Annotated in this window: 19 protein-coding genes; 15 read left to right on the top strand and 4 right to left on the bottom strand. The window is 42.1% G+C overall.

Annotated features, from left to right (window positions below):
* The first annotated feature begins 6 nt into the window (after positions 1–6).
* The 10 genes from infB (at position 7) to SPICA_RS06930 (ending at position 13,153) form a co-directional block, all read left to right on the top strand.
* Positions 7–2,829 (top strand): translation initiation factor IF-2, encoded by a 2,823-nt coding sequence (gene infB, locus SPICA_RS06885; RefSeq protein ID WP_013968810.1) that lies wholly within the window; start codon positions 7–9, stop codon positions 2,827–2,829.
* On the top strand, positions 2,829–3,188 hold the full coding sequence (rbfA, locus tag SPICA_RS06890) for a 30S ribosome-binding factor RbfA (protein ID WP_013968811.1): 360 nt from the start codon (positions 2,829–2,831) through the stop codon (positions 3,186–3,188). Before infB ends, rbfA begins: the two co-directional genes overlap by 1 nt.
* The gene (gene truB / locus SPICA_RS06895) at positions 3,169–4,089 is read left to right on the top strand and encodes a tRNA pseudouridine(55) synthase TruB (protein ID WP_013968812.1); all 921 of its coding nucleotides are present in this window, start codon (positions 3,169–3,171) and stop codon (positions 4,087–4,089) included. The genes rbfA and truB overlap by 20 nt, the downstream gene beginning before the upstream one ends.
* Positions 4,090–4,389: 300 nt before the next feature.
* Complete coding sequence (gene rpsO / locus SPICA_RS06900; RefSeq protein WP_013968813.1) at positions 4,390–4,659, top strand: 30S ribosomal protein S15; 270 nt, start codon at positions 4,390–4,392, stop codon at positions 4,657–4,659.
* A gap of 189 nt (positions 4,660–4,848) precedes the next feature.
* Entirely contained in the window at positions 4,849–6,960 is a 2,112-nt protein-coding gene (gene pnp, locus SPICA_RS06905) for a polyribonucleotide nucleotidyltransferase (RefSeq protein ID WP_013968814.1), read from the top strand.
* The gene (locus SPICA_RS06910) at positions 6,961–8,262 is read left to right on the top strand and encodes a M16 family metallopeptidase (RefSeq protein WP_013968815.1); all 1,302 of its coding nucleotides are present in this window, start codon (positions 6,961–6,963) and stop codon (positions 8,260–8,262) included.
* Complete coding sequence (locus tag SPICA_RS06915) at positions 8,252–9,529, top strand: LptF/LptG family permease (protein WP_013968816.1); 1,278 nt, start codon at positions 8,252–8,254, stop codon at positions 9,527–9,529. Before SPICA_RS06910 ends, SPICA_RS06915 begins: the two co-directional genes overlap by 11 nt.
* Positions 9,526–10,590, top strand: coding sequence for an LptF/LptG family permease (locus SPICA_RS06920; RefSeq protein ID WP_013968817.1), 1,065 nt, complete (start codon positions 9,526–9,528; stop codon positions 10,588–10,590). Before SPICA_RS06915 ends, SPICA_RS06920 begins: the two co-directional genes overlap by 4 nt.
* A gap of 13 nt (positions 10,591–10,603) precedes the next feature.
* Positions 10,604–11,752 carry a tRNA guanosine(34) transglycosylase Tgt gene (gene tgt, locus SPICA_RS06925; RefSeq protein ID WP_013968818.1) on the top strand — a complete coding sequence of 383 codons (1,149 nt, stop codon included), beginning with the start codon at positions 10,604–10,606 and terminating at the stop codon, positions 11,750–11,752.
* Between the two features lie 42 nt (positions 11,753–11,794).
* Positions 11,795–13,153, top strand: coding sequence for a HEAT repeat domain-containing protein (locus SPICA_RS06930; protein WP_013968819.1), 1,359 nt, complete (start codon positions 11,795–11,797; stop codon positions 13,151–13,153).
* 10 nt (positions 13,154–13,163) lie between these two features.
* Here the strand turns inward: SPICA_RS06930 and SPICA_RS06935 are convergent, their stop codons facing one another.
* The 3 genes from SPICA_RS06935 to SPICA_RS06945 all read right to left on the bottom strand — a co-directional run bounded on the left by SPICA_RS06935 (position 13,164) and on the right by SPICA_RS06945 (position 19,065).
* Positions 13,164–15,245 carry a vWA domain-containing protein gene (locus tag SPICA_RS06935; RefSeq protein ID WP_169311864.1) on the bottom strand — a complete coding sequence of 694 codons (2,082 nt, stop codon included), beginning with the start codon at positions 15,243–15,245 and terminating at the stop codon, positions 13,164–13,166.
* Positions 15,246–15,367: 122 nt separating this feature from the next.
* On the bottom strand, positions 15,368–18,064 hold the full coding sequence (greA, locus tag SPICA_RS06940; RefSeq protein ID WP_013968821.1) for a transcription elongation factor GreA: 2,697 nt from the start codon (positions 18,062–18,064) through the stop codon (positions 15,368–15,370).
* Between the two features lie 62 nt (positions 18,065–18,126).
* Positions 18,127–19,065: a tetratricopeptide repeat protein gene (locus SPICA_RS06945; RefSeq protein ID WP_013968822.1), complete on the bottom strand. Its 939-nt coding sequence runs from the start codon at positions 19,063–19,065 to the stop codon at positions 18,127–18,129.
* 128 nt (positions 19,066–19,193) lie between these two features.
* Here SPICA_RS06945 and rpe point away from each other — a divergent pair, with 128 nt between their 5' ends.
* From rpe to dtd, 5 genes are all read left to right on the top strand, one after another.
* Positions 19,194–19,847 (top strand): ribulose-phosphate 3-epimerase, encoded by a 654-nt coding sequence (gene rpe, locus SPICA_RS06950; protein WP_013968823.1) that lies wholly within the window; start codon positions 19,194–19,196, stop codon positions 19,845–19,847.
* A gap of 167 nt (positions 19,848–20,014) precedes the next feature.
* Entirely contained in the window at positions 20,015–21,016 is a 1,002-nt protein-coding gene (locus tag SPICA_RS14805) for a tetratricopeptide repeat protein (protein ID WP_013968824.1), read from the top strand.
* Positions 21,016–22,050 (top strand): hypothetical protein, encoded by a 1,035-nt coding sequence (locus SPICA_RS06960; protein WP_013968825.1) that lies wholly within the window; start codon positions 21,016–21,018, stop codon positions 22,048–22,050. The genes SPICA_RS14805 and SPICA_RS06960 overlap by 1 nt, the downstream gene beginning before the upstream one ends.
* Before the next feature lie 9 nt (positions 22,051–22,059).
* Positions 22,060–23,214: a tetratricopeptide repeat protein gene (locus tag SPICA_RS06965; RefSeq protein ID WP_013968826.1), complete on the top strand. Its 1,155-nt coding sequence runs from the start codon at positions 22,060–22,062 to the stop codon at positions 23,212–23,214.
* Complete coding sequence (gene dtd, locus SPICA_RS06970) at positions 23,211–23,660, top strand: D-aminoacyl-tRNA deacylase (protein ID WP_013968827.1); 450 nt, start codon at positions 23,211–23,213, stop codon at positions 23,658–23,660. Before SPICA_RS06965 ends, dtd begins: the two co-directional genes overlap by 4 nt.
* Before the next feature lie 7 nt (positions 23,661–23,667).
* Here the strand turns inward: dtd and prs are convergent, their stop codons facing one another.
* Positions 23,668–24,768 carry a ribose-phosphate diphosphokinase gene (gene prs, locus SPICA_RS06975; protein WP_013968828.1) on the bottom strand — a complete coding sequence of 367 codons (1,101 nt, stop codon included), beginning with the start codon at positions 24,766–24,768 and terminating at the stop codon, positions 23,668–23,670.
* Between the last annotated feature and the right edge of the window lie 55 nt (positions 24,769–24,823).

Consider the following 24,823-nt stretch of genomic DNA (forward strand, 5'->3'; position numbering starts at 1 on the left):
TGGAATATGGCTGAGGAATTGGACGGAACGCAGAAACCAAAGGTTGAATTAATTAAACATAAAACTTCTCATGCACAGCCTGAACAGGAACAGGCAAAATCATCGGAGTCTTTAGCTGGAACGAGCTCTTCAGCGTCTGGGGTTGAGCATGGTGAAAAGAAAAAAGTTGTTGTTGTGAAGAAAAAGCCCCAGGCGGTTTCTGGCGGACAACCAGGAGGACAGCAAGGTTCAGGTACTGGTTCTTCATCAGAATCCTCTTCAAATGCGCCCAATATACCTAAAAAAACTCAAGCTAAGGTTGTGGTAGTTCCGTCTTCTGCCCAGCATACTAAGGAACAAGCTCCTCATAATTTCCAAGCACCGGTACAACAAAAAGTACAAGAAGAACGGTCAGTACAGCAAGAAGCAGTAAAACCAAAAACGGAAGAAAAAGGTGCTGACTTAGCAGAAACTCAGAAAGCTCAAACTACGAAACCTACATCCATGCCTAATACCCAAAGACCAGCGGTTGCTGCAGGCCGGGTAGGGGGGCGTTTTGTTGGTGGTCAGCCTTCCGGAAATAGAGAAAGTTCTGATCATAATCGTTCGACTGTACCTCCCTTCCCCCAGCGGCCTGCGTCTGCGGCTGGTCGAGTAGGGGGACGTCCCGTTGGTAATACCGGCCGAGGTCCTTCAGGATCTTCTCAGGGAGCACCCTCTGGCCAGGGATACCAGGGTAACAGACCACAGGTTCCCCGTCCTATAGGGGCACAGAATCGGGATAGTACAGGTGGTTCTGGACAACGCGGACAAGCTCCACGAGGACAAAGATCTGGCGGGGCCCCAGGCCAAAGATCCCAGGGACAGGGTGGACGAGCCGGTTTTGGTCCCCGTCCCGGTGGTTCTGTCCGTCCAACTATGGGACCACCGCCACCTCCCTTAGCTGAAGGAAAGGGGCCGTCTAAGAAGTCCTTTAAGGCTAAAAAAACAGTTTACCAGCGGAAAGAAGAAGAGATGGAGGAAAAACTCCTTCAAATAAAGAAAAAGACCACCAAGATGACCAATCCGGTTCCTAAATCGATTGACATCATGGAGGTTATTTCGGTTTCTGAACTGGCTAGAAAAATGAACCTGAAGGCGTCAGACCTTATCCAGAAACTCATGTCCATGGGGATGATGGTAACTATTAACCAGCAGATTGATGCAGAAACAGCAACTTTGCTGGCCGCCGAGTATGGTTGTGATGTGAATATCGTGAGCCTCTATGATGAAACGGTTATCGAAAGTCAAAAGGATAATGAGGAATCTTTACAACCACGGCCACCTGTAGTTACTGTCATGGGCCATGTCGACCATGGTAAAACCAAACTGCTCGATGCAATCCGTAGTGCCGATGTCGCATCCGGTGAATTTGGAGGTATTACCCAACATATTGGGGCTTATATGGTCGAAACCCCCCATGGTTCAATTACCTTCCTCGATACACCAGGCCATGAAGCCTTTACCAGAATGCGTGCCCGGGGTGCCCAAGTTACAGATATTGTAGTCTTGGTGGTTGCTGCTGATGATGGTGTTATGCCTCAAACGATCGAAGCTTTAAACCATGCAAAGGAAGCAAAGGTACCGATTATTGTCGCCATCAACAAGATTGATAAACCTGAAGCTAACCCTGATCGTATAAAGACCCAGCTTTCTGAACTGGGGCTTATGCCCGAAGATTGGGGCGGCCAGACAATGTACGTTGAAATTTCTGCCCTTAAAAAGTTGGGTATCGATAAACTTATCGATGCAATACTGCTGCAAGCTGAAATTCTAGAGCTTAAAGCTAATTATGATTGCCGTGCAGAGGGAAAGGTGCTCGAATCCCGAATCGATCATGGCCGAGGTGTCGTTTCTACGGTAATCGTACAACGGGGGACTCTCAGGGTGGGAGATTCCTTTGTAGCCGGTATTTGGCCTGGAAAGGTGAGAGCCCTCTTTAATGACAAGGGCGAACGGATTGATGAGGCGACTCCCTCAATGCCGGTTGAGGTCCTCGGTTTTGAGGGTATACCCAACGCTGGAGATCCGCTTCAGGTGGTAGAAGATGAAAAGACTGCCCGGGCAATTTCCATGAAGCGTCAGGAACTGAAGCGTTTTGAAGATGCTAAGAATCTTAAAAAGATAACCCTGGATAATCTCTATGATACCATTAGTGACGGTGAAATCCAGGAACTCAAGGTTATCATTAAAGGTGATGTGCAGGGGTCGGTAGAAGCCTTACGTTCAAGCCTTGAAAAACTTTCCACCAAAGAAGTGCGGCTGAATGTTATTCAGGCCTTACCTGGCGCTATCAATGAAGGGGACGTAGACCTGGCTGCTGCTTCCAATGCTATCATCATTGGCTTTAACGTCCGTCCGACTCCTCAGGCTAAGGCCCTTGCGGAACAGGAAAAGGTTGATATCCGCAAATACAATATCATCTATAAGGCTGTCGAAGAAATTCAGCAGGCTATGGAAGGTATGTTAAAGCCGGATGTGAAAGAAGAGGTTATCGGCACCGTAGAAGTTCGGGAGACCTTCAAGGTTCCCAAGGTTGGTACCATTGCAGGTTGTTATGTGCTGACCGGTGTTGTTAAACGCAGTGCAAGCGTCAACGTCATTCGCGAAGGTATTGTTGTTCATACTGGAAAAATTGCCTCCCTTAAGCGGTTTAAAGATGATGCCCGGGAAGTATCTGCAGGGTATGAATGTGGTATAGGTCTTGATGGTTTTGATGATATTAAAGTGGGTGACCAGTTCGAAGTCTTTGAAATGGTAGAGATTGCCCGAAAGTTAAGCAGCAACACCCAACAGCCAAAGGATAAGTGATGTCCGAATATCGGTTGGAACGATTAAATCATCTGATACAGGAAAAAGTGGGCGCCTTGATTGTAGAAGGTAAAATCAAGGATCCCCGAGTTGGTCCTTTCCTCTCCATCACAAGGGTTGATATTTCGCGGGATCTTTCCTATGCAGACCTCTATGTATCTAGTTTCGAAAGCGAATCGCGGCTTAAAAAGGGTGTTCTTGGTCTGCAAAGCGCTGCAGGGTTTATTCAGGCTCAATTGAATCTTACTATGCATATACGACAAACTCCTAAACTGCGTTTTCATGAAGATCACAGCCTTAAAGAAGGCTTTGAAATTGTTAAGAAGATTGAGGATCTGAATGCCGAAAGCGGCCAGTAATGCCGATGGATACCTTTTATTACATAAAAACTCAGGGCTTACCTCTTTTGATGCTCTTTATCAGGTAAAACGAGCCTTAAAAACAGGGAAGGTCGGTCATACGGGGACTTTAGACAAGTTTGCCGAAGGCTTATTAGTGCTTGTGATTGGAAAATATACATCCCTTGTTCCCATTTTTAATGAGTTGGATAAAGTATATATTGGTACCATTCATTTTGGTAAAGAAACCGATACGCTAGACCCAGAAGGTACGGTTGTTTGCACCGCCCCTGTACCCCTACGAGATCGAATTTTCGCAGTACTCCCTTCATTTTTGGGAACCCAGATACAAATTCCTCCTGCATATTCGGCAATTCATATCAACGGTCAACGGGCCTCTGAACGGATGAGGGCAGGTCAAGCGGTCGAGATGCAGGGCCGGGAAATTAGGATACATGAACTCGAAGTGCTGCATTATGAAGAACCGCGGCTTACCCTGAGAGTCCATTGTTCAAAGGGGACCTATATTCGTGCCTTAGCCCGGGATATCGGCAGAGCGGCGGAATCCTGTGCCTACCTTGAGACCCTGCATCGTGTGGCAGTAGGCCCCTTTACCGATACCGATGCGGTGGATCCAGAATCTGGAGATAGGGGGGTGACACAGCTACAGGAAGCTCTTAAGCCAATAACCCCTGAGCTCTTTCATCAACTTAATATTCCAATAGTACTTCTCGATAGAGTTGACAAAACCTATGTTCTGCAGGGTAGGCCTTTAGATCCCCTCCTTAAGGACCATGCACTGCCTCAAAGTAGTACTCTGCTTGGCCTTTTTTCTTCTGAGCATAAGTTGCTCGCTCTTATCGAGAAAGCCAGCCAGGGTAGAACCGGAGCATGGAGCTACAAACATGTATATCCACATTGACTTTTCTATAAAATTCGGTAAACTAGTCAGGAAGTAATCTTTAGATTTTCTAAAGGACATAAAGATCTGCAATATCTGTCAATTGCGTAGGTTATTCCGCGGTAGTTTGTGAAACTGCACCGGTTTAATGATGCTTAACTCGTCGAGGATGCATTATTGAACGGGCGGAACCTGCAGATAGTACAAGGGCTTTGCCTCAAACCCCGGGAAAGCTTTGCAGTACTACTGCACGGTACTTGTCGCACAGATATTGTCGCCTGAAGGCCGGTACAATATAGTAGTTTGCAAGGAGATTTGTATATGGCATTAACAAAGCAGGACACCGTATCGATTATTACCAAATTTGGTAAATCTGAAAAGGATACGGGTGCCACAGCAGTTCAGATTGCGCTTTTAACCGAACGGATCAATCAGCTTACAGAACACTGTAAACAATTCAAGAAGGATAAATCCGGTCAGCGAGGCCTTCTCGTGCTGGTTGGTCAGCGCCGGCGCATGCTCAAGTATATGCAGCGGACCAATTTAGAAGGGTATCGTTCTTTGATTAAGGAATTAGGAATCCGAAAATAAGGCTGCATAAAGCCCGGTTCTGTCGGAAAGGCGCGGTGCCCAGCCGACGCCGGGCTTTTTTCATCCATAGGGTATAAAAATAAGTATTTCTGCTTATTTTTATACCCTATTGTAAGGGATTTTAAACCAAGCTGGGTTTGAATTATCAGAGGACAGATGCATCATCTGTTGAAAGAAGTTAGGAAGTATATGGTACAGAGAGTTTCAATGCAAATTGGTGGAGAGGAATTGGTCCTTGAAACCGGAAAAATGGCAAAACAGGCAAACGGTGCTGTTTTTGCTCAGTATGCAGGAGCGGCAGTTATTGCTACAGTCTGTGCATCGAGCAGTGGCGAAGAAGATTTGGATTACGTCCCACTCACCGTCGATTACAATGAAAAATATTATGCAGCAGGCAAGATTCCCGGTGGTTTTATTAAACGGGAAGGCCGGCCCAAGGACAAGGAAATCCTGGTATCCCGTCTTATCGATCGGCCAATGCGTCCTCTTTTTGATAAACGTTTTGGGAGAGATATTCAGGTTGTACCTACCACGGTTTCTGCAGACCAGGTAAACCCCCCGGACATTCTTGCGATTTTAGCATCTTCTGCAGCGGTACATATTTCCGATATCCCCTTTAATGGCCCTATTGCAGGGGTACGGGTTTGTGCTATAGGAAATGAGCTGATTGTAAACCCCACCTATGATCAGATCGATAAGGCGGATTTAGAAATTGTGGTAGCAGGAACCCGAGATGGCATTACTATGGTAGAAGGGGGCGGAAAGGAAGTATCGGAAGATCTTATGATTGCCGCCCTTGAGAAGGCCCATCAGGTGATTATCCAGTTCTGTGATTTGCAGGAAAAACTGCGGGAACTTGCAGGAAAGGAAAAACTACCGCTTCTTGAATCCCAGACGGTACTCCAGAACCGGGATGCAATTCGGCAGGCAGCCTATCCCAGGATGCAGGAAGCCTGTTTTGTCAAGGGAAAGCATGAGCGTTCTGCTGCGATCAAAGCAGTGAAGGACGATCTTGCAGCCCAATATGCGGAACAGCTGACCGATGAAAAACAGCTGAAACAGTTTAATGCCCTCTTCGAAGAACTGGAGTATGAAATTCTTAGAACCTCCATTCTAGAACGGGGTATCCGTGTTGATGGTCGGGGAACTGAGGATATTCGCCCTATTACCTGTGAAATTGGCGTTTTGCCCCGCACCCATGGTTCAGCCCTCTTTACCCGGGGTGAAACACAAGCATTGGCAGTAACCACCTTAGGGACCGTATTTGATGAACAGATTTTTGATGATATTGATGGAGATAAGCGGGAACGTTTTATCCTTCATTACAATTTCCCTCCCTTCTCGGTAGGTGAAGTAGGCCGCCTTGGTACGGGCCGTCGGGAAATCGGTCACGGGAACCTGGCTCGTCGGTCTCTGGAAGCCATGGTTCCTTCAAAAGAGGAATTCCCCTATACCATTCGGGTGGTTTCTGAAATCCTGGAATCCAATGGGTCCTCATCTATGGCTACGGTCTGTGGCGGTACCCTTTCTATGCTGCATGCAGGGGTTCCCATGAAGAAACCCGTTGCAGGTATTGCCATGGGACTCATTACCGACGGTAACAGGTACGCGGTTCTTTCAGATATTCTCGGTGAGGAAGATCATCTCGGCGATATGGACTTTAAGGTTGCCGGTACTGAGGATGGTATAACGGGCTTCCAGATGGATATTAAGATTGCCGGGGTAAGCCCTGAAATCATGCGGAAAGCCCTGGATCAGGCAAAACGTGGGCGGCTTCATATCCTCTCCATCATGAACCAAACCCTCAATAAGCCCACCGAAAAGATCAGTGAATTCGCACCAAAAATTGTTTCTCTTAAAATAGATACCGACAAAATCGGTGCACTCATCGGTCCCGGCGGTAAGACTATAAAAGCTCTCTGCGAACAGTACGGTGTTACCATCAATACTGAAAACGATGGTACCGTTACCATTTATGGTAAGAATGCTAAAAATGCAGAGGATGCCCGTGCTGCGGTTATTGGTATCGTCGAAGATCCTGAAGTGGGGCGTATCTATGATGGTGTTGTAAAACGGATCATGGAATTTGGTGCCTTTGTAGAAATCCTGCCCGGGAAAGAGGGTCTGTGCCATATTTCGAAACTTTCACGTCAGCGGATCGCCAATGTAACCGATGTCGTCAAGGAAGGACAGCGCATACCGGTTAAACTGCTGGAAATTGATAAAATGGGACGATTAAATCTGTCCTATATTGACGCCATCGAAGCTGCTGAGGATGAAAAACAGGGCCGGAGAGGTTAGTTGATTTTTGATACAACCTTTAACGGGGGGCTACGGCTCCTCGTTGAATCAACGGCCGCAACTGATGTTGCGGCCGTTGGTGTCTGGTACAACCGTGGTTCCCGTGATGAGCCGGCACATCTTGCCGGTGCTACCCATATTATTGAACACATGCTCTTTAAGGGCACTGAAAGGTTATCTGCTTCCCAGATTGCACGCCGTTTTGATGCGATGGGCGGTCTGATAAACGCCTTTACCGAACGGGAAACTATGGGTATTCATGCAACTATCCCTATGAGCGGTTTTATAGAAGCGGCTCATATCCTTACGGATATGATTACCGCTGCTCGTTTTGATCCAGAAGAGTTTAAACGTGAGATCCTTGTCATCGAGAATGAAATCACTGCTTCGCTCGATGATGTAGAAGAGGTTGCAGCGGATGCGTTTGCCCAACGATATTGGGGTTCTCATCCTCTCGGAAGATCTATCGGAGGAACTCCAGAGGATGTAAAAAACAAGGATAGAGACCAGGTCTTTTCTTTTTATCAAAATCATTTTCAGGGAAAACCCCATCTTATTACTATTGCAGGGGGCTTAACGCCGGATCTGATCATGCAGGCCTTTGAGCCGTTACTCAATGTTACCACCGAATACCCTCAAAATGTTAAACCAAATACGCCCTTGTTGCATGGTCCATCCTACCATGGACTTTCATCACAGTATGTCCAGGTATATTATGCATTGCCTGGGCCTGATCATATAAACGATAACGACTATTATGCCCTCGAAGTTGCAAATGCAGCCCTTGGAGACGCCATGGGGTCTCGGCTTTTTCAAAAATTACGGGAGGAATTAGGACTCTGCTATACTATTTATAGCAGTCCCAATCTTTTCAGGGATTGTTCATTGTTTTCTGTATATGGGACCTGTGCTGTTACCCATGCAGAAGAACTTATTAAACGTATTCATGAAGAAATTACTACTATAAAGATAAAGGGTTTAACCGAAGAAGAAATACAACATGCAAAGTCTCATGTTGCAGGAATGATTACCATCGCTGCTCAGGATGTGGAATACAAAATGCGGCGCTTAGCCCGACAAGCACTTTATAAAAGTACTATAATGACCACTCAAGAATCAATTCAAAAAATTGATGCAATAGAATTGTCGGATATACAAAAAAGCATGGATCTTTTTTTCCAATCATCACCGGTCCTTTTTAGTGCGGGGCCAAAGAGCGCTGAGAAACGAATCACACGATGTATTGAGCAGATTCTTCATTCCAATAGAGAAAACAAACGGACCGCTCACTATGACAAATAATGATCGCGGTCTTTCAATAACTCTGTTTCGCTATATATTTACTGAAGCCGCGTTTTCCTTTCTTGTTGCCTTTCTTTTTTTCTTTTTTATTTTTTTTATTAACCAGCTACTGCTCATGGCTGAAGAAATCCTTTCGAAAAGAGTACCATTTAATCAAGTTATGCTATTGCTTCTCTATTCCCTACCTGCTATCGTAGCTATGGCAGCTCCTTTTGCAGCTTTGGTGGGCATTCTCATGGCCATTGGACGTCTTTCGTCAGATAATGAAGTATTAGTACTCCTGGCCTCCGGATTCTCATATAAGGCTCTCTATCTTCCTGTTATTGTTCTTGGTTTAGGAATTTCCTTACTTTCTTTTATTGCCAATGATATTTTACTCCCTATAGGTACCCTTGAATTTGGAAAGCTTTACCGTAAAATTCTGATTGCGAGCCCCGCTTTGGAACTCGAATCTAATACTGTAAAACGCTTTAAGGATACCATGATTATTACCGGAGAAGCATCGGGCAAAAATATTGATCATGTTATTATTGTCGATAGGACAAGTGATGGTGAACGGCGCATAATTATTGCAAAATATGCAGAATTACGTATTAATCAAATATACGGTAATTTTACTATTAATCTATATAATTCTTTTATGCAGACTTTCAAAGATAGTAATCCTATGGATTATGACTATGTTCGTTCTAAGTTGTTACAATATTCAATTTCACAGAATAGTCTAAGCCAGGTATTTGGTTCTTTAGGACCTCGGGAAATGAGTTCCGCTGATGTTTGGAAAGAAATTAAAAAGAAGCAAAATATAATTAATAACAAAATAGAAAATAAACAAATGTCGCTTTTTGAAATTGTTTTATCTATGGAAAATATATTACGACAAGGTGACATAGAACAGCCTAATAGGGATAAACTATATCAAAAAGCTTCTCTTTTTAATAAAGAGGTAAATAGTCTAAAGGATATTATAGAAGATCGGAATCTTAAACTCTATAAACTTGAGTTTTATAAAAAATTTTCTATTCCCTTTGGAGCTCTTTCTTTTGTATTTCTTGCTATTCCTCTGGGTTTGTTTGCACGCAAAAGTGGTCAAACTGTAGGTTTTGGTTTTGGGCTTCTTATTGCTGTTGTATACTGGGCATTACTTATTGGAGGCCAGACCCTTGGTAGCCGGCTTGGTTATTCGCCATTCTGGGCTATGTGGCTTCCCAATATTATGGCAATTGTGATTGGTACTTTGTTGGGATTGGAGCGGATTCGGCAATGATCCTTTATAAGTATATAATACGTCAAATTATTCCCATTTTTATCGGGGCCCTCCTTTTTTTTGTTTTATTACTTTCTTTAATAGATTTATTTGCTAACCTCTGGAAATATCTAACCTATGAAGCTCCCTTTCGTTCGATTGGTATGGTGATGCTCCTTTATATTCCAAAATGCATTTCCTATGCGTTACCTATTTCGTTATTGTTTTCGATCGCCTATGCTTTTGGCGATCTCTATTCTAAAAATGAATTGACCATCATCTTTACTTCAGGCATTCCACTCTGGAAAGTTTCAGTACCTGTTATTGTATTAGGCATAGGACTCTCTGTATTTTCTTTTTTCTTTGAAGATATGATAGTGTTGCCTACGCTCAAAGCAAAAAAGGCTTTATCTAGAACCATCTTACATCAGCAGACTTCAGGCAGCAATTCAGAGGTTGTAGTAAAAACAGAAGAAGGCCGGCTCGTGTATTTGGTCGATTTTTATAATGATGAAGAAAAAAGTCTTAATGGTATCATCATTATTGAACGAAAATCTGATGGGAATTTGGCAAGTATTATTCGATCTCGGAAAGCCTTGTGGAATGGTTCTGAATGGTTGCTTGAAAATCCACTTATGTATCATTGGAACGGCGATGTTTATGTAGCATCAAATATACAAGACTCGTTACATTTTTCTGAACAACCAGATACCTTTCGCCGCAGTACTATCGATGTGGAAGAACTCTCTGCAATTCAAGCTCAATTATACATTCAAGATTTAAAACGAGCAGGGTTGCCGATTATTTCTGCCCTTACCGATCTCTATAAACGATATGCCTTTGCCCTTACACCCCTCATTGTTATTTTACTTTCTTTATCTTTAGGAGGATTCTTTAAGAAAAATGTTTTATTGATGAGTCTCCTTTCCAGCCTTATTTCTGCGGTACTATTTTATGTAGCCCAGATGCTTTTTACCATGCTGGCAAAACTTTCATATATTTCACCTTTTGCTGGAGCCTGGTCCCCTGTTTTTATGTTTTTATTATTTGGTATAATTATGATACGATTTGCACGTACATAATGAAGGATACAATATGTCTGAAACGATTTTTTCAGTAGTACACAAAGATGCATCGAGCAAAGCAAGAACCGGTATCATACAGTTACCCCATGGGCCAGTTGAAACACCGGTGTTTATGCCCGTCGGAACCAATGGTACTGTTAAGGCTATAACGGTGGATGATCTTCATGAAATAGGATTTCAAATCATTCTCTCAAACACCTACCATCTTTATTTACGGCCGGGAACCGGGGTTATCGATGCGGCGGGTGGTCTGCATCGTTTTATACACTGGGATAAAAATATTCTCACCGATTCAGGGGGGTTTCAGGTTTTCTCTTTAGCCCCATTTCGTAAGATTACCGAAGGGGGAGCAAAATTCCGTTCTCATATTGATGGGTCATATCATTTGCTTAGTCCAGAACGGGTGGTGGAGATTCAAAGTATTCTTGGAAGTGATATACAGATGCAATTGGACGTCTGTACCAGCTATGGAACCAATTACAAGGATGCAGAGAAAGCTTTAATAATTACTGACAAATGGCTCAAACGGGCCAAGTCTGCCTGGGAAGCTGTTACCGATGATGGTATCTATCAAGGGAAACTCTTTGCTATTGTGCAGGGCAATTTTTATAAAGATCTTCGCCAGCGTAGTGCAGAATTGGTTGTTGCTGCTGATACTCCAGGAATAGCAATTGGTGGACTTTCGGTTGGAGAGCCCTTTGAAGTTTTTACGGAATATCTTCAATATACCACAGCACTCCTACCAGAGCATAAGCCCCGTTATGTCATGGGCATTGGTACACCGGAATTTATACTCGAAGCTATCGAACAGGGTGTTGATATGTTTGACTGTGTTTTCCCGACCAGGACTGGAAGAAATGGACTGCTCTTTACTCGACAAGGGCCGATTACCATTAAAAAGGGAAAATATGAATATGATTTTAATCCGATTGATGAAGAATGTACCTGTAAAGTATGTCGTAATTATAGTCGTTCCTATTTACGGCATCTTTATCGTACCGGAGAAATCCTTTCATCAATATTAGCTTCCTATCATAATTTATATTTTCTTCATGATCTTGTCCGTTCAGCCCGTAGAGCAATTCAAGAAAACAGATATACTAGTTTTAAGAAGGATTTCTTGTACTCTTATAAATCTGGGACCTCGAAAAACGAATAGGGTTTTTACGAGAAACACCGAGCTGCAAGAAGGTGTGATGCAATGAGACAAAAGCTGTATTTTTTTATATCCATTTTTATACTGTTTTTTCCCAGGCTATTCATGTTTGCCCAGGAAACTTCTATTATAGACAAACAACGGGATATTATCAGATATGGTACGGAAACAGAGATTGCTAACCTTATTGCAACGCTGAGAAAGGATAATGCAACCTACCTTAATGATGAACTAATTACAATTGCAAATATAACAAAAAATGTGAAAATATTGACCGGTGTTTTTTCTTTTTTTACCGAACAAAATAAATCAGGTTTGGAACAAAAAGCTATAGAGATCATTCAAAACCGTTATGATGAACAGAAAGAAACGGTAAGAAGTGCTATCGAATATGTAGGTGCCATAAAAGCTCAGGCGGCTCTTAAATCTTTACAGGATATTTTAAATACTGAGGATAAGTCATTTATAAATTCTGCAATTCGGTCAATAGGGAAAATTGCAAGCAGCAGTAGTGCTCACCAAAAAAAGGACATTGCAGATTTTTTAATCAACTTTTATAAAACAAAAGAGCTTTCTGATGATGATAAGAATGCAATAATCTATGCTCTAGGAGAGACCGGTGTATCTGAGACAATTGATTTTATTGCTGATATTGCAACAAATCCTGATGAACGGCCTTTCCGTAAAATGACAGCCCTCGAAGCTCTCGGTAAAATTAGGGATGAAAAAGGACTCAATGCAATCATACAAGGGGCACAAGACTCTGACCCTAATGTGCGGGCTAGTGCAATTTCTTCTTTAGGTTCCTTTTCTGATAAAAAGGTGGAACCCCTTATTCTCGAAGCTTTTCGAGACTCCTTTTATAAGACAAGACTTGCGGCTGCCAAGGCCGCGGAAGAACGAGCACTTGCTAGTGCTATTCCGTATTTAAAATTTAGAGCTGCAAATGACGAAGTGGCCGCAGTAAAAGAAGCTTCGGTAAAAGCTTTGGGTAAAATTGCCAATAACGAGGCTATAGCTGCGCTCGTAGAATTATTTTCAAAGAAAAACAGCCCCGATACCATAAAAATTATGGCAGCTCAAATGCTGATGTCAATTGATGCTACCAAATACGGGCCTGATATCATAAAGTCATATCAGGAAGCAAAACAACAGAAGCAAAAGACCCTTCAGGCAGGTCTTGCAAAGGTTTTAGGGGAGGGGAAATCCAGTAATTTAAAAAATCTTGCTCAGGAACTCTTACGGTCTACCGACGTGGTAGAACTATCCTATGGACTCCAATTGGTAAAGAATAATCAATTTACCGATCTAGAAGAATTGATACGCCCCTTACTTGATGAAAAAAAATATGGCTCCCTCGCTATAAAAGCGAAGGAGACCTTAGAGGCGATGAATCTTAAATGAGATGCTTACTTTAATGGATCCTTGTACCGGGCATTTCTACAGATTTTAAAAAGCTATTGAGTGTTTGCAGAGGATCCTGGTACTTTTCAAAACGGATATACAAATCATACCCTTTTGCCGACTTTATATGAATCAATGTATCTACACAGTTATAGAGTGGTTCAGATCCAGTTTCTGGGAAAAATTCTGGACGCCTAGGAATCAGGGTAAGTTGTTCTCCGTCAAAATACACATCCGCAATACGATGGGGAAGAGGAACAAGGAATATTAAAAAGTCGGAATTGTGTCCCCCAAGAGTCAAACGATGGCCAGCCTTCATAAAGTGCACATTTCGTTTCCCAATTGCGGTATTCTGATCCTGAACAAAGAGATTCAGCATTATCCGGCCTGTAGGACGACGAATTGCAAGTTGTGGTTCACTAAAGAGATCTGGTTTAGTAGCAATTCCTGCACTGGAACTCTCTTGGAAAGCTGAGAAAGCTGGTAACAGCGCTGATGTTTTGATAGCATCTTTTTTAGGCAATTCTGACTGTACAGGGCTTGTTACTTGGGTGTGTTGCAGTGGAAGATTTGGCCCTTGCTGTTTTTCTGCAGCCTTCTTTTTAGCAAATGCAGCCATAAGTTCGACTGTACTGGTGTCTTTCTCTGGGTAGATTGCCTGTTGTAATGTATGATTGAAGTTTACGGCAGATCTTCCAGCTGGTCTAAGTCCTGGATCAAGTTTTTCCGCTGGTGTAGTTTGACCAGAGGCTGATACTGATGCAGCTGCTTCCTTGGTTGTATGTAAGGCTTCTGCCATCGCCAATCCAGGGTTTTTTTGTAGTTTTCGTAAAACCGCTATGATGATAATCGCTAATATTCCTGCAAACAGTATTCCCCCAATGAGGAACAGTAAGGGGGCTATTTTAAATACCAAGCTTGATAAAGTATTCTCAACCAGATCGGCTCTAATGAGAGCACTCGATGGATTTATTCTGATAGCACCAGCAAACTGTGGTTCAATGTTAAGTAGTATCGATCCAGGTTTATATGATTCAGGCAGACCAACATATAAATCGATAACCGATTCAGAACGGGGCATTATTTCTTTAAAAGATTTCCTTTTAAGCCGATCTATACCTTCGACCAAAATTGCCTGAGTTTCAAGATATACAGAATGTGATGAAGGATTATTAACTCTGATGGGAATAGAAAAGTCCCTTGTTACTTTACCCACCGATTCTGGAAAAATAACAGAGATCGCCCCAATGGTGGTACTGATAATTTCTGAGCCCTGTTCAGGATTCAGCTCCGTTATAGGGATATTGAGTTCCTGAGTAACTAAATCCGAGACATCCTCAGTCGCTGAAGCCGAATCTACAGGTTTTCCTTTTTCTCCCTGCTCACTGAGAGCTTTAGCATTACTATCTGTTTTAACTTCTGAATTTTGAGCTTCAGTACTGTTAGCCTTGTTTGAACCTTCTCCGGTCTTACCGATCCCTGTATCAGTTCTACCGGTTTTCTCCTTTCCCTGTATAGGTTTCCGTATCTCATTGCTTCTAAAGCTTAAGTCCTGAGGTACTCTAATATAATAGAATTTCCATCCATTTCCTTTTAATATACTAGCAGCCTCGCCAATAGCTTTCTCAAGATCTTCCTTGCTTAATCCTTTATTAGGGCTTGTAGGACTGGGGTTTTGATCACCATCGGTAATGAAAACCACTGTTTTTAATCTATTTTCTGGTAAATCACGTAGATAACGTCCGGTATACTGAAGTGCAGCCACAATATCAGAATATTTATCTAAAGGATATAATAAAAGAAGTCGTCCAATAACGGTTTCAATATCACCAATGCCTTCAATTTTACGGGAAATTTCAGTTTTAGCAGTGGAAGAAAAAGAAATGAGGTGAAATGTATCACCATAACGAAGAAAGTCTTTTAACAAAGGACCAATAACAAATTCAGAAACTTCCTTATTATGGACATACATACTGGCGGAAGTATCTAAAACCACAACAAGGTCAATAGAACTTTGCTCATTGGCAAAGGTAATACTATTGATACTACCGATGAAAAAGGCTAATAAGACTGCTATATGATGCTTTCTCATATTACTTCCCACTTTTAAAATTAAAGACATTATAGCACCTCGTTTTAAAACACAACAACCGAACTAACTGCACCAAACTGTACTGTAATACAACAGTCTTGCGTTCAGGTGCAGTTTTTAATTTAACCTAAATTTGCAGCCGTAATAGATTTCACAATATATTTTATTCTAGTATCATTAATGGAAAATTCAAAATGCTCGCCAACTTTACGATTAAGAATACTACCACCAAATGGTGAGAGATAGGATATGATATTATTATCCGGATCAGATTCCCAAGGACCAAGGATCGTATAGATTTCCTCAATGCCCTGGGTTTCATTATGAAGTACGACCTTTGTACCAAAAGATACCCTATTGGTGTTAACCGTAGAAGGATCGAATATTTGGGCCCGCTCAATTTCATCCTTCAGTTTTGCCACAGTGGCATTAAGAATTTCCTGCTTTTCTTTTGCAGCTTTATATTCGGCATTTTCCCGAAGGTCACCCAACGAAAGGGCAAAACTGATTTCCCGAGAGTTGGCAGGAACTTCAACTTCCATAATATGCTGCAATTGCCGTTGTTTTTCCTGGTATTTGCTGGCAGTAACCATAAGCCCTCTTGTAATGACTGTTTTCTCTTCAGAACCAAAAAATTTAAAGGAAGGATCTTTGTTGAGAATTCGATTACGGAGTTTCATCTTAAGGGCGGGATCCAGATCCTTCACATCATCAATTAAGGTGTAGATGCGGGTTATGGTATCCCTATCAGCTCGATCAATAAATGTATCCAGGACTTCATCCTTAAAGAGGATAGTATGAACCTGCTTATTTATCTTTCGGTTTTCCGTTGTATCACGATGATTTTCAATTTCCCGATAGGTTACATCGAGTATATGGATGAGCGTAATGAGTTGTTTTTCATAACTAAGGCCTGTTTTTTCAAACCAGTCATCCTCTCGTACATTTTTAAAGAGCCATACTACCGCTTCCCGGTTATTAAGATCCCGATAGTTTTCAAAAATGTTTACTGTCATGGCAACCAGTTTTTGCTCATATCCTTCCTTTTTAAGGGTAGTGACAATTGAACTGGATAGTGCATAGGGGAAAAGCTGAATATAGATATCCGCCCAATTAGGAATAAAGAGTTTAATATGATGGAGAAATTCTTCCTTTAGTCTTGTATCTTTAAGCGCATTAAAGATGCCGGGAAGATCTTCAATGTCTTCAAAAAGCTCCGCAAAATTAAAATGCAAGCCCGTATTCAAATAGGGGAACCGGCCTATAAGATCCTTTACAAATAAATATGATGCAATAACCTGTTCATTCACCTGATTGTAGGATTTAAGATATCCGGCAAAATAGTTGAACATTTCAGAAAAATATTCCGAATCCGGTTCAGCATCAGTTACATTCAGGAAGTCTCTCAGGGTTTGCAGGCGGTCAAAGAAATTCCGTTCAGCCTTAAACTGATTAAACAGCTTCTCTTCCACACTGATAGGCCGTTCACGAACGATATATTCATCAATTTTATCCGGATTCACCCCGAAGTTTGGATCCGACTTTAAAATATCCCGGGCTTTGGTACTCCAGGTGGTCCACTCTCCTGTGGAAAGTATTCCAGGTACCAACTCTGCCTTGATCCGTTTCATGTCACAGGAATTATCAAAACTGCGAATGATCGTTTTCAGTGTCCATGCAGGGTCATCTTTAACCTTCTCATGCAGTTTTTCTTTTTTCTGTGTGGCCTTGAGAACCCAGATATGATCCTTTGCGAGGGTCTGCAGGGCACTTACTGCCATTTTAAGGGACATGGTGTGGCCCCGCTTCTTTGCAAAGTCAATGGTAATCTCATCACCTTCTACCTTTCCAATCCGTCCAACACCCCAGGTCCGATGGAATACAAAGTTACCCGTATCAAAGGCAATGTGTTTTTCAAAATCTGCTATAGCTTCATGGACATTTCGCCAGCTTTGAGCCAGGTTGGACATTTTAATATATTCTTCCAGCTGACTATGTTTTGCATATTTTTCCCGAACACATTCAACCAATTCTTTTCTGGCTAGCGAATCCCGTTCATCATAGGTAAGTATAATCTTTAAAATTTCAATGGCTGTATCAATTTTCTTTTGTTTTCTGTAAACCTGGTACAGTTCCTGAAGCAATAGGGCCGCCTTATCTTCGCTGATGTTTTTTGCGACCTTTTTCTGAACATGGAGAAAGAAATCCAGATCTTCAGGACAGAGCTCGAGAAGTTTTGCCCAGATTTCGCGGATATTTATTAATAATTTTTTGTTAACATATCGATGAAGCGCCTTTTTATAATAATCTATCGTTTCTTCAGTTTTTCCTTGCTTTTCATAATATTCGGCTAATTCTTTCGCAATATCCGCTTCTTCATAGTCTACCTTAACGAGCCGTTCCCAGACGCCATATATCGCTTCCTGATTCTCTTCGTTTTGGTAACATTCAGCCAGCATTCGCAAGGCGTATTTAGATTCGCCATAATCAAGCATTCGTTCACAGAGATACTTCACAATAGGCCATTTGTGGTTATCAACAAAGATAGTAATGAGAGATACCAGAGCAGCATCATCAATGAGCTGATAGGAAATGGCGATCATTCCCGAAAGGTACAGGGCGATAATACTGTTTTTCGTATGACTTAAATGCTCGTCACAAAGTTTCTTCAAATCTTCGTTGGCCCGTTTCTCCTTGGCTTCCTTTAAAATCTGATCCAATTCTTTGAATTGGGTTGTTGAATAGTTGCTTAAAGTGGCCCGGGTCCACTTCTCTTCGTTTAATAGTTCCTGCACATGCTTGAGGAGGGCTTCTGACATTCTCTAACTCCTATCCCTATCGGGAATTCTATCTTAATCGTCTGCTCTATATCAGACGAAAATTAATTGATGTATCGTTCGTAAATCGATGCATCGAGAACTCTTATTTTAAGTAGGAGTTCATCAATGCGGGATGCATCTTCACCGGCTCTGATATAATGATCGATGAGCCAGAAATACCGATTAATGAGCCTCGGTATCAGTATGTTCTGCCGTTCAGGTCTGTCCCGTAATTCGTTCTCCAGGGTAAATATGGATTGCTTAAGTTTACCCAGTTCAATTGCTCTCAGTTCCCGTTTGACATTCAACACTCCAAATAACACTCCATATACGGGAATCCATTCCTCCAGTTCAGGGCTTTTATGACCTAAATCCTGAACCTTTTGCTGCAATCGTAGAATAAGATCCGATTCCATAGAACGAAGGTCAATCCGTTGGGGATTTATAAAAAAGGCCTCTCGAAAGAGCACCTTTGCAAGCCGAACTTCATCAACCAGTGCATAAACATCAGCCAATTCTGATATGGTTTCCGCATCATCCTTTTTAGATGCCGCCGCTTCTTCCAGATAGTGCAGGGCTTGTTCAAAGTTTCCCACCCCTTTATAGCAACGCCCAATTCGAAGGAGCAGCTCTGGATCCTGCTTTTCTCCTCCTTCCTGCCACAACTGTTTAAAACAGCTGAGAGCAGATGAAAAAACATACCGTCGGATGGCGTAAATACAACGATCATAGGGGGGGCCAATGCGATCGAGAAAACTATAAAAAGCCCTCCACTGAGTTAAGAAAAACTCACCCCTATCATAGCAATCATGAACGGCCTCGCTCCGTTTTACCTGTTCAATCCACCAGTTAACACATTTCAATGCATATACAACTTCGGGATCTTCAAAGTCAATTTGAAGCGCCTTCTCTAAAACGGCCATTGCCGATGATGCATCAGAGGCTTTCAGGTTATCGTAGGCTTTCTGAAGGAGCCCCTGTATTGATGTTTCTGCATCCATGACTTGAATAAGAGGGAAATATCTGATAAAACATCCGCCCTCATTTTTCCTATTATATCATTTCCTCCGTCTTAGTCAATCATAGTTGCCTTTACAAGCAGGGCTTTGCAGACTATCATGGTGCTATTATGAATAGACCATTGATAGCACCATCAATTCTATCTGCTAATTTTTCGAAACTGGGTGAAGCTGTCTCTGCAATTCAGGATGCAGGAGCTGATTGGGTACATATTGATGTCATGGATGGTATTTTTGTGCCTAATCTAACCTTTGGACCAAAAATGGTGAGCGATTTACGCCCCTATACATCGTTACCCTTCGATGTTCACCTGATGATTGAGAAACCGGATCAGCTCATTCCTGCCTTTGCTGAAGCCGGGGCAGATTATATTACCTTTCACCTCGAAGCAGTCGTGCATGCCCATCGCACGATACAAATGATTCGCAGTTTAGGTAAAAAACCCGGTGTCAGTATTGTTCCCTCAACGCCGGTCAGTATGCTGAAAGAATTGCTGCCCTATGTGGATCAAGTCCTCATTATGACCGTTAATCCCGGTTTTGGGGGTCAAAGTCTCATAGAAACCTGTTTAGATAAAATACGGGAACTGGTAGCCATGCGAAATGATCAACAATTGCCATTTCTAATCTCAGCTGATGGTGGTATTAATGAACAAACTGCAGCTATAACACGAAAGGCTGGAGCTGATATATTGATAACAGGTTCAGCATTCTTTTCAGCTCAGGAAAAGAAAAAAATGGTTCAATCATTAAGGAAATTTTAACAATTTAAAGGGCCCCCTTAAAATATAACCGAGTTTTTAAAAGCGCCCTCAAATTTATATAAGATTCTAATGCTAGGGTTTTTCTTGATTTTAAAAGATGAATTGCCGAAATTTATAAAAGGGAACCTCTATAGTTTTTGAGGTACCTCTTGCAAGGAGTACCATCGATGGTTTTAAAACGTACATCCTTTTTTATAGTCCTAGTAATGTTCCTTTGTAATTTGTTATTTGCACAAAACCCAAAGGAATTATTTGAGAAGGGCCTTGATTTATATCAAAATGGAAAATGGCAGGATGCGGTGCTTATGTTCCGTCGCGTACAAACAGACACCACCGTAGATGAAACGCTAACAAATGAAGCCCTTTATTGGATTTCTTTATCTGAACTTTTTGCTGGTGCATATGAAGCAGCATTACAGGATATAGAACTTTTTATAAAGAATACATCAAATACACCATCGAAGGTAAAAAACTATTATGAAGCTATCTATAATAAAGGACGTATTCTCTATTATTTAAATCAATTTGATGGAGCAATTCCATTATTTAAAACCTATGCTGATGCAATTCAGGATCCAAACCGGAAAGCATCTGCCTATTATTGGATAGGTGAGTGTCTTTTTGCCTTAGGTCATTTTGAAGAAGCTCGAAATACATTTTTAATTGTTACAGAAAAATATCCGCAAAGTACTAAGTATGAAGCTGCTAGTTATAGAATTGTTCTGGTAGATCAGAAAAAAATTGAGAATGAATTGCTTAATCTCTTGAAATGGAGTCATGAAGAATCTTTGAGGATTGTAGAAGAGTATCAACGTAGAGAACGTGCCTATGAACAAGCAATTTTAGCCTATCAGAAACGTATTGCGGAAATGTTAAAAGACACTCATATGGCAGAACTAGAAAAAGAAAACAAAGAGCTAAAACAAAAGCTTGCTCTGCTCGAATCTAGTCTAACTACTATAGCTGCATCAGCTCCGCTTAAGGATGTTTCAGTCGTGCAGGATCAGATGTCGGAACAGTCAACAGAGATAACCAAAGCTATGGTCTCTGGGACATTAACTCAGGAACAAGCAAACAAATTATTATCTCTTAAAGCTTCAGCTCTGGAATTACAGAAAATGCTGCTCAAGCGTCTTAGCGAAAGCACAGAACAGGGAGACAAAAAGTGATGAAAAAGAATCTTATTTTTATCGGTTTTATCCTTGCAATAGTGCAGGGGCTTCCATGGTTAAGTGCCGCAGAATTCTCAGATGGTCGAATGAAACTAGTCCTGCATGAAAATACCGGCAGATTTTCCCTTTATTATCTGACAGACATAAAAAAGGAACGATATCAGAGCCTGTTTGTTGACAAGGATCCACGGACATCTTTTCTAAGCATTTTAGTGAATGATAAATCATATCGACTTGGTGATAGTACGGCTTTTCGTATAAAAGTTCAGAATGAAAACTCAAAACCTGCAATTATTTTTCAAGCTTCCACGATTGAAGTGGTACAAGAGTTTGAATTTATTCGTACCGGTGGTGCCACTCTATCGAATGGGGTAAAAATGAATATACGGGTTACTAATAAGGGAGAAAAGGCTATTCCGATTGGTATTCGTTTTGTTCTGGATACTTCACTTGGTGAGAATGCACAAAATCATTTTTATACAGATTTACAACAGATTCCAGCTGAATTAGCTCTGACTTCAAAAGATCGGGATACATATTGGATTTCTAAAAATGATAGTCTTGGATTAATGGGATCGATTAATATTGCAGGGACTTCGCAGCCTGATCTGATCCATTTTGCTAATTGGAAACGATTTAATGATGCAAGCTGGCAAATAACATCAAGTAATGGACGAAATTTTAATCTACTTCCTTATTCTATTGGTGATTCAGCTGTGGCTTATTATTATGATCCTGTCCTCATTCCAAGAGGATCTGTTCGAAATGTTGCAATCTTACTGACCCTAGCATCTGATAAGGGTTTTGAAACGGTTGGAAAAAGCATAGAAGGTGATATCTCTCAGTTATTAGGAACCGCACGTGGAACTAGCACCGAGGAATTATCGTTTAGAACAGATCTCATCATGATTGGAGATGTAGTAAATAAAATTGACAGTATTCTTGCTGCTCAGCAAGCGGTTTCAGAGGAAGAGTTGGCTGCATTGGAAACAATCTTGTCCAAACTGCAAGAAAAATATACATCACGGTAATGATAGAGGATGAAGCTGGATCCGCTCTTAACCAAGGCTGCCCAATATGCACGAAGGGGTCATTATAGCAAAGCAATTCGACTTCTTGAGCCAGAAGTGCTCCGATATCATGATTCTCATCGGTTTTACTATATTCTCGCTGTATCCTGTTTGAATTTAGGAGATTTTGGAGGAGCCCATACTTATTTTCGTCGATGCCGGGAACTAAAAATACAGGATTCTTACACCCTACTGGGATTAGCAGCACTCCATGTCCGGCGTGGTGAGACAGATCGGGCTGTTGAATATTATCTTGAGATTTTGGATCTCGAAGCAGCCAGCCCCAATCCCTCGAAAAATGCCATTCGAATAGCCAAACGAGGTCTGGCAGTTATTCGAAAATTTGGGGAAAAGGAAACCCTATCAACATGGCTTGAAACAGGGGCATTAAAACACATATATCCCCCGCTGCCACCGCTTCCTCGCCGTCTTCGTACGGTATTTTCCGCTGCCCTGGTAACAGGGCTAGCTCTTATTGCGATGGCGGGGATAGGTATTTATACTAAAAGCATACCCAATCCCTTTGAAATAGCCCCAAGACCGATCCGGCCAGGTATGGAAAGTCTTATCCTCGATGATACAGAGCGGAAAACTACCGTCAACACTTCGGGGGCTTTTCGATATGTACTTACCCAGGATCAGGTTTTACAAAGCTACGAGCGTGCTAAAAGGTTTTTTGCAGAGTTCAGAGATGAGGCTGCGAAAATTGAAATTAACCGTATCCTTGAATCCAATGCATCCGATACAATAAAGGCAAAGGCAAACCTGTTGCTTTCCTACACGGTAACACCGGGCTTTAACACCCTGAAAGACACCTATTCCTATCTGGATGTACAAAAAGATCCCTACTTATATCGGAACGTTGTCGTTCGCTGGAAAGGCATGGCCGCAAATGTTCAGCTACATGATCGGTCTGTAATGTTTGACTTGCTCGTAGGCTATGATATGAAAAAAGTCCTCCAGGGCATCGTCCCTGTAGTACTTCCCTTTGCCGCAACCATTAATCAGAATGAGCCCATAGAAGTCCTTGGTTCCATTACTGTACAGAAAGAAGGATCTATTGCCCTACGGGGCATTGCAATACATCAGGCAGTTTCCCTGCCGCAACCAGAGGAACAGCAATGAGGGCGGTAGTACAGCGAGTATCAGAAGCATCAGTAACCGTAGAGGGCAACAGGGTAGGGGCAATCGAAAAGGGACTCCTTGTATACCTCGGTGTGGCCGCTGGGGATACAGAAAAGGATGCGGATTACCTTGCAGAAAAGGTCGCTGGTTTACGTATATTTACCGATATAGAGGACAAGATGAATCTTTCGGTTCAGGATATAGGAGGAGGCATCCTTGTAGTTTCCCAGTTTACCTTGCTTGCAGACGCCCGTAAGGGCCGCAGACCTTCCTATTCAGATGCGGCAGAGCCAGAAAAGGCAAACCGTTTATATCTTTATTTTGTCGATCAACTTCGGAAACGGGACTTTACCGTGGAAACCGGTGTATTTCAGGCATCTATGAGGGTCCAGTACATCAACGAAGGTCCGGTGACCATCCTTTTAGATTCTACAAAATTGTTTTAGGCTAGCCTTATAAGAGCCGGGGGCGCCTGAGATATTCTTCAGCATTAAAAGGTTTGAGCAACTTACCGAGAGACTTATCTTCTGCGATTGTGGCAATGATATTCGCAGAAAATTCTGTAGAGGGCACAATTTCAAGGTTAGGCAAATCATCGATAAAACATTCAGGACAAAAGACCGTATCGGTTACCATGATATGTTTTAAAAGGCCCTTACTGCTTAATTCACAAAGTCGATCAATAGCAGGTGGTGAAAATACCGCATGTACCGCAAGGAGATTAATCTCTGCCGGTTCCAGGGTTACCAGGGTTTTTATGAGACTATACACCGAGCCCCCTGTATCGACCATGTCATCTACAATCCAGAGGGTTTTCCCTTTAATGGGTTCAGCGGAAAGTATATTGATGGATTCAACCGTATTTACCTTGGAATAATCCCGTTGCTTATGGGCTACAACCAGAGGTGCCCCAAAGGCATTAGCAAAGCTCCGGGCCAACTTCTCTCCACCCGCATCAACACTGCAAAACGCCCAATGAGGTTTTACCACCGAATAAAGCTGATCAATCGTTTGAATATAAGTATCACAGAGCTGCTTTTTAAGCAGGGTCAGCCCTGGTACATCATCGATAGCACAAATCGTCGGGTCCACCATACTCTTCGATTTATCTGAATGGAGCTGATAGGTGATAATATGGTTGGTGCCAAGACTGGACAGAATTTTAAAATGAATCCATAGACCTACCGAATTACGTCTCGTAGTCCTGTCGGATCTTGAACAGGAGACATAGGGCTCAAAGACAATGATCCGTTCTGCTTGGGAACGTTTCAGGGCATCTACCGCATGATAAAGCTCTATCTTTGCTTCTTCGACCGGAATCCCCGCCATATTTCTGGCTGCATTGGCAAAAAGGTACACATCCTGGCCGCGTAAGGAAGAATCCACATATACTTCCAATTCACCATCGGCAAAGACTGAAACCTTAAGGGTATCTACCCGGCTGATTGTTTCGGCTTGTTCTGAAAAACTGGGAAAACGAATAAGTTTTTGCACGACTTTTTCAGCATATTCTTGCATTGTTCTGGTGGCTACGATGGCAAATGTATTTTGCATACCCCTATCCTACGATGACTTTATAAATCCGTCGAGTCCTTGGTTGATAGAATTA

It is taken from the genome of Gracilinema caldarium DSM 7334, from assembly GCF_000219725.1.
In the GTDB taxonomy this organism is placed as follows: domain Bacteria; phylum Spirochaetota; class Spirochaetia; order Treponematales; family Breznakiellaceae; genus Gracilinema; species Gracilinema caldarium.

Bases quoted from the DNA above. Each gene is read 5' to 3' on its own strand.
- pnp (WP_013968814.1), top strand. From the start codon at position 4,849: ATGGTACAGAGAGTTTCAATGCAAATTGGTGGAGAGGAATTGGTCCTT.
- rpsO (WP_013968813.1), top strand. From the start codon at position 4,390: ATGGCATTAACAAAGCAGGACACCGTATCGATTATTACCAAATTTGGT.
- SPICA_RS06915 (WP_013968816.1), top strand. From the start codon at position 8,252: ATGACAAATAATGATCGCGGTCTTTCAATAACTCTGTTTCGCTATATA.
- SPICA_RS06965 (WP_013968826.1), top strand. From the start codon at position 22,060: ATGAAGCTGGATCCGCTCTTAACCAAGGCTGCCCAATATGCACGAAGG.
- SPICA_RS14805 (WP_013968824.1), top strand. From the start codon at position 20,015: ATGGTTTTAAAACGTACATCCTTTTTTATAGTCCTAGTAATGTTCCTT.
- SPICA_RS06945 (WP_013968822.1), bottom strand. From the start codon at position 19,065: ATGGATGCAGAAACATCAATACAGGGGCTCCTTCAGAAAGCCTACGAT.
- SPICA_RS06930 (WP_013968819.1), top strand. From the start codon at position 11,795: ATGAGACAAAAGCTGTATTTTTTTATATCCATTTTTATACTGTTTTTT.
- infB (WP_013968810.1), top strand. From the start codon at position 7: ATGGCTGAGGAATTGGACGGAACGCAGAAACCAAAGGTTGAATTAATT.
- greA (WP_013968821.1), bottom strand. From the start codon at position 18,064: ATGTCAGAAGCCCTCCTCAAGCATGTGCAGGAACTATTAAACGAAGAG.
- SPICA_RS06920 (WP_013968817.1), top strand. From the start codon at position 9,526: ATGATCCTTTATAAGTATATAATACGTCAAATTATTCCCATTTTTATC.
- SPICA_RS06935 (WP_169311864.1), bottom strand. From the start codon at position 15,245: ATGAGAAAGCATCATATAGCAGTCTTATTAGCCTTTTTCATCGGTAGT.
- truB (WP_013968812.1), top strand. From the start codon at position 3,169: ATGCCGAAAGCGGCCAGTAATGCCGATGGATACCTTTTATTACATAAA.
- rpe (WP_013968823.1), top strand. From the start codon at position 19,194: ATGAATAGACCATTGATAGCACCATCAATTCTATCTGCTAATTTTTCG.
- dtd (WP_013968827.1), top strand. From the start codon at position 23,211: ATGAGGGCGGTAGTACAGCGAGTATCAGAAGCATCAGTAACCGTAGAG.
- rbfA (WP_013968811.1), top strand. From the start codon at position 2,829: ATGTCCGAATATCGGTTGGAACGATTAAATCATCTGATACAGGAAAAA.
- SPICA_RS06960 (WP_013968825.1), top strand. From the start codon at position 21,016: ATGAAAAAGAATCTTATTTTTATCGGTTTTATCCTTGCAATAGTGCAG.
- prs (WP_013968828.1), bottom strand. From the start codon at position 24,768: ATGCAAAATACATTTGCCATCGTAGCCACCAGAACAATGCAAGAATAT.
- tgt (WP_013968818.1), top strand. From the start codon at position 10,604: ATGTCTGAAACGATTTTTTCAGTAGTACACAAAGATGCATCGAGCAAA.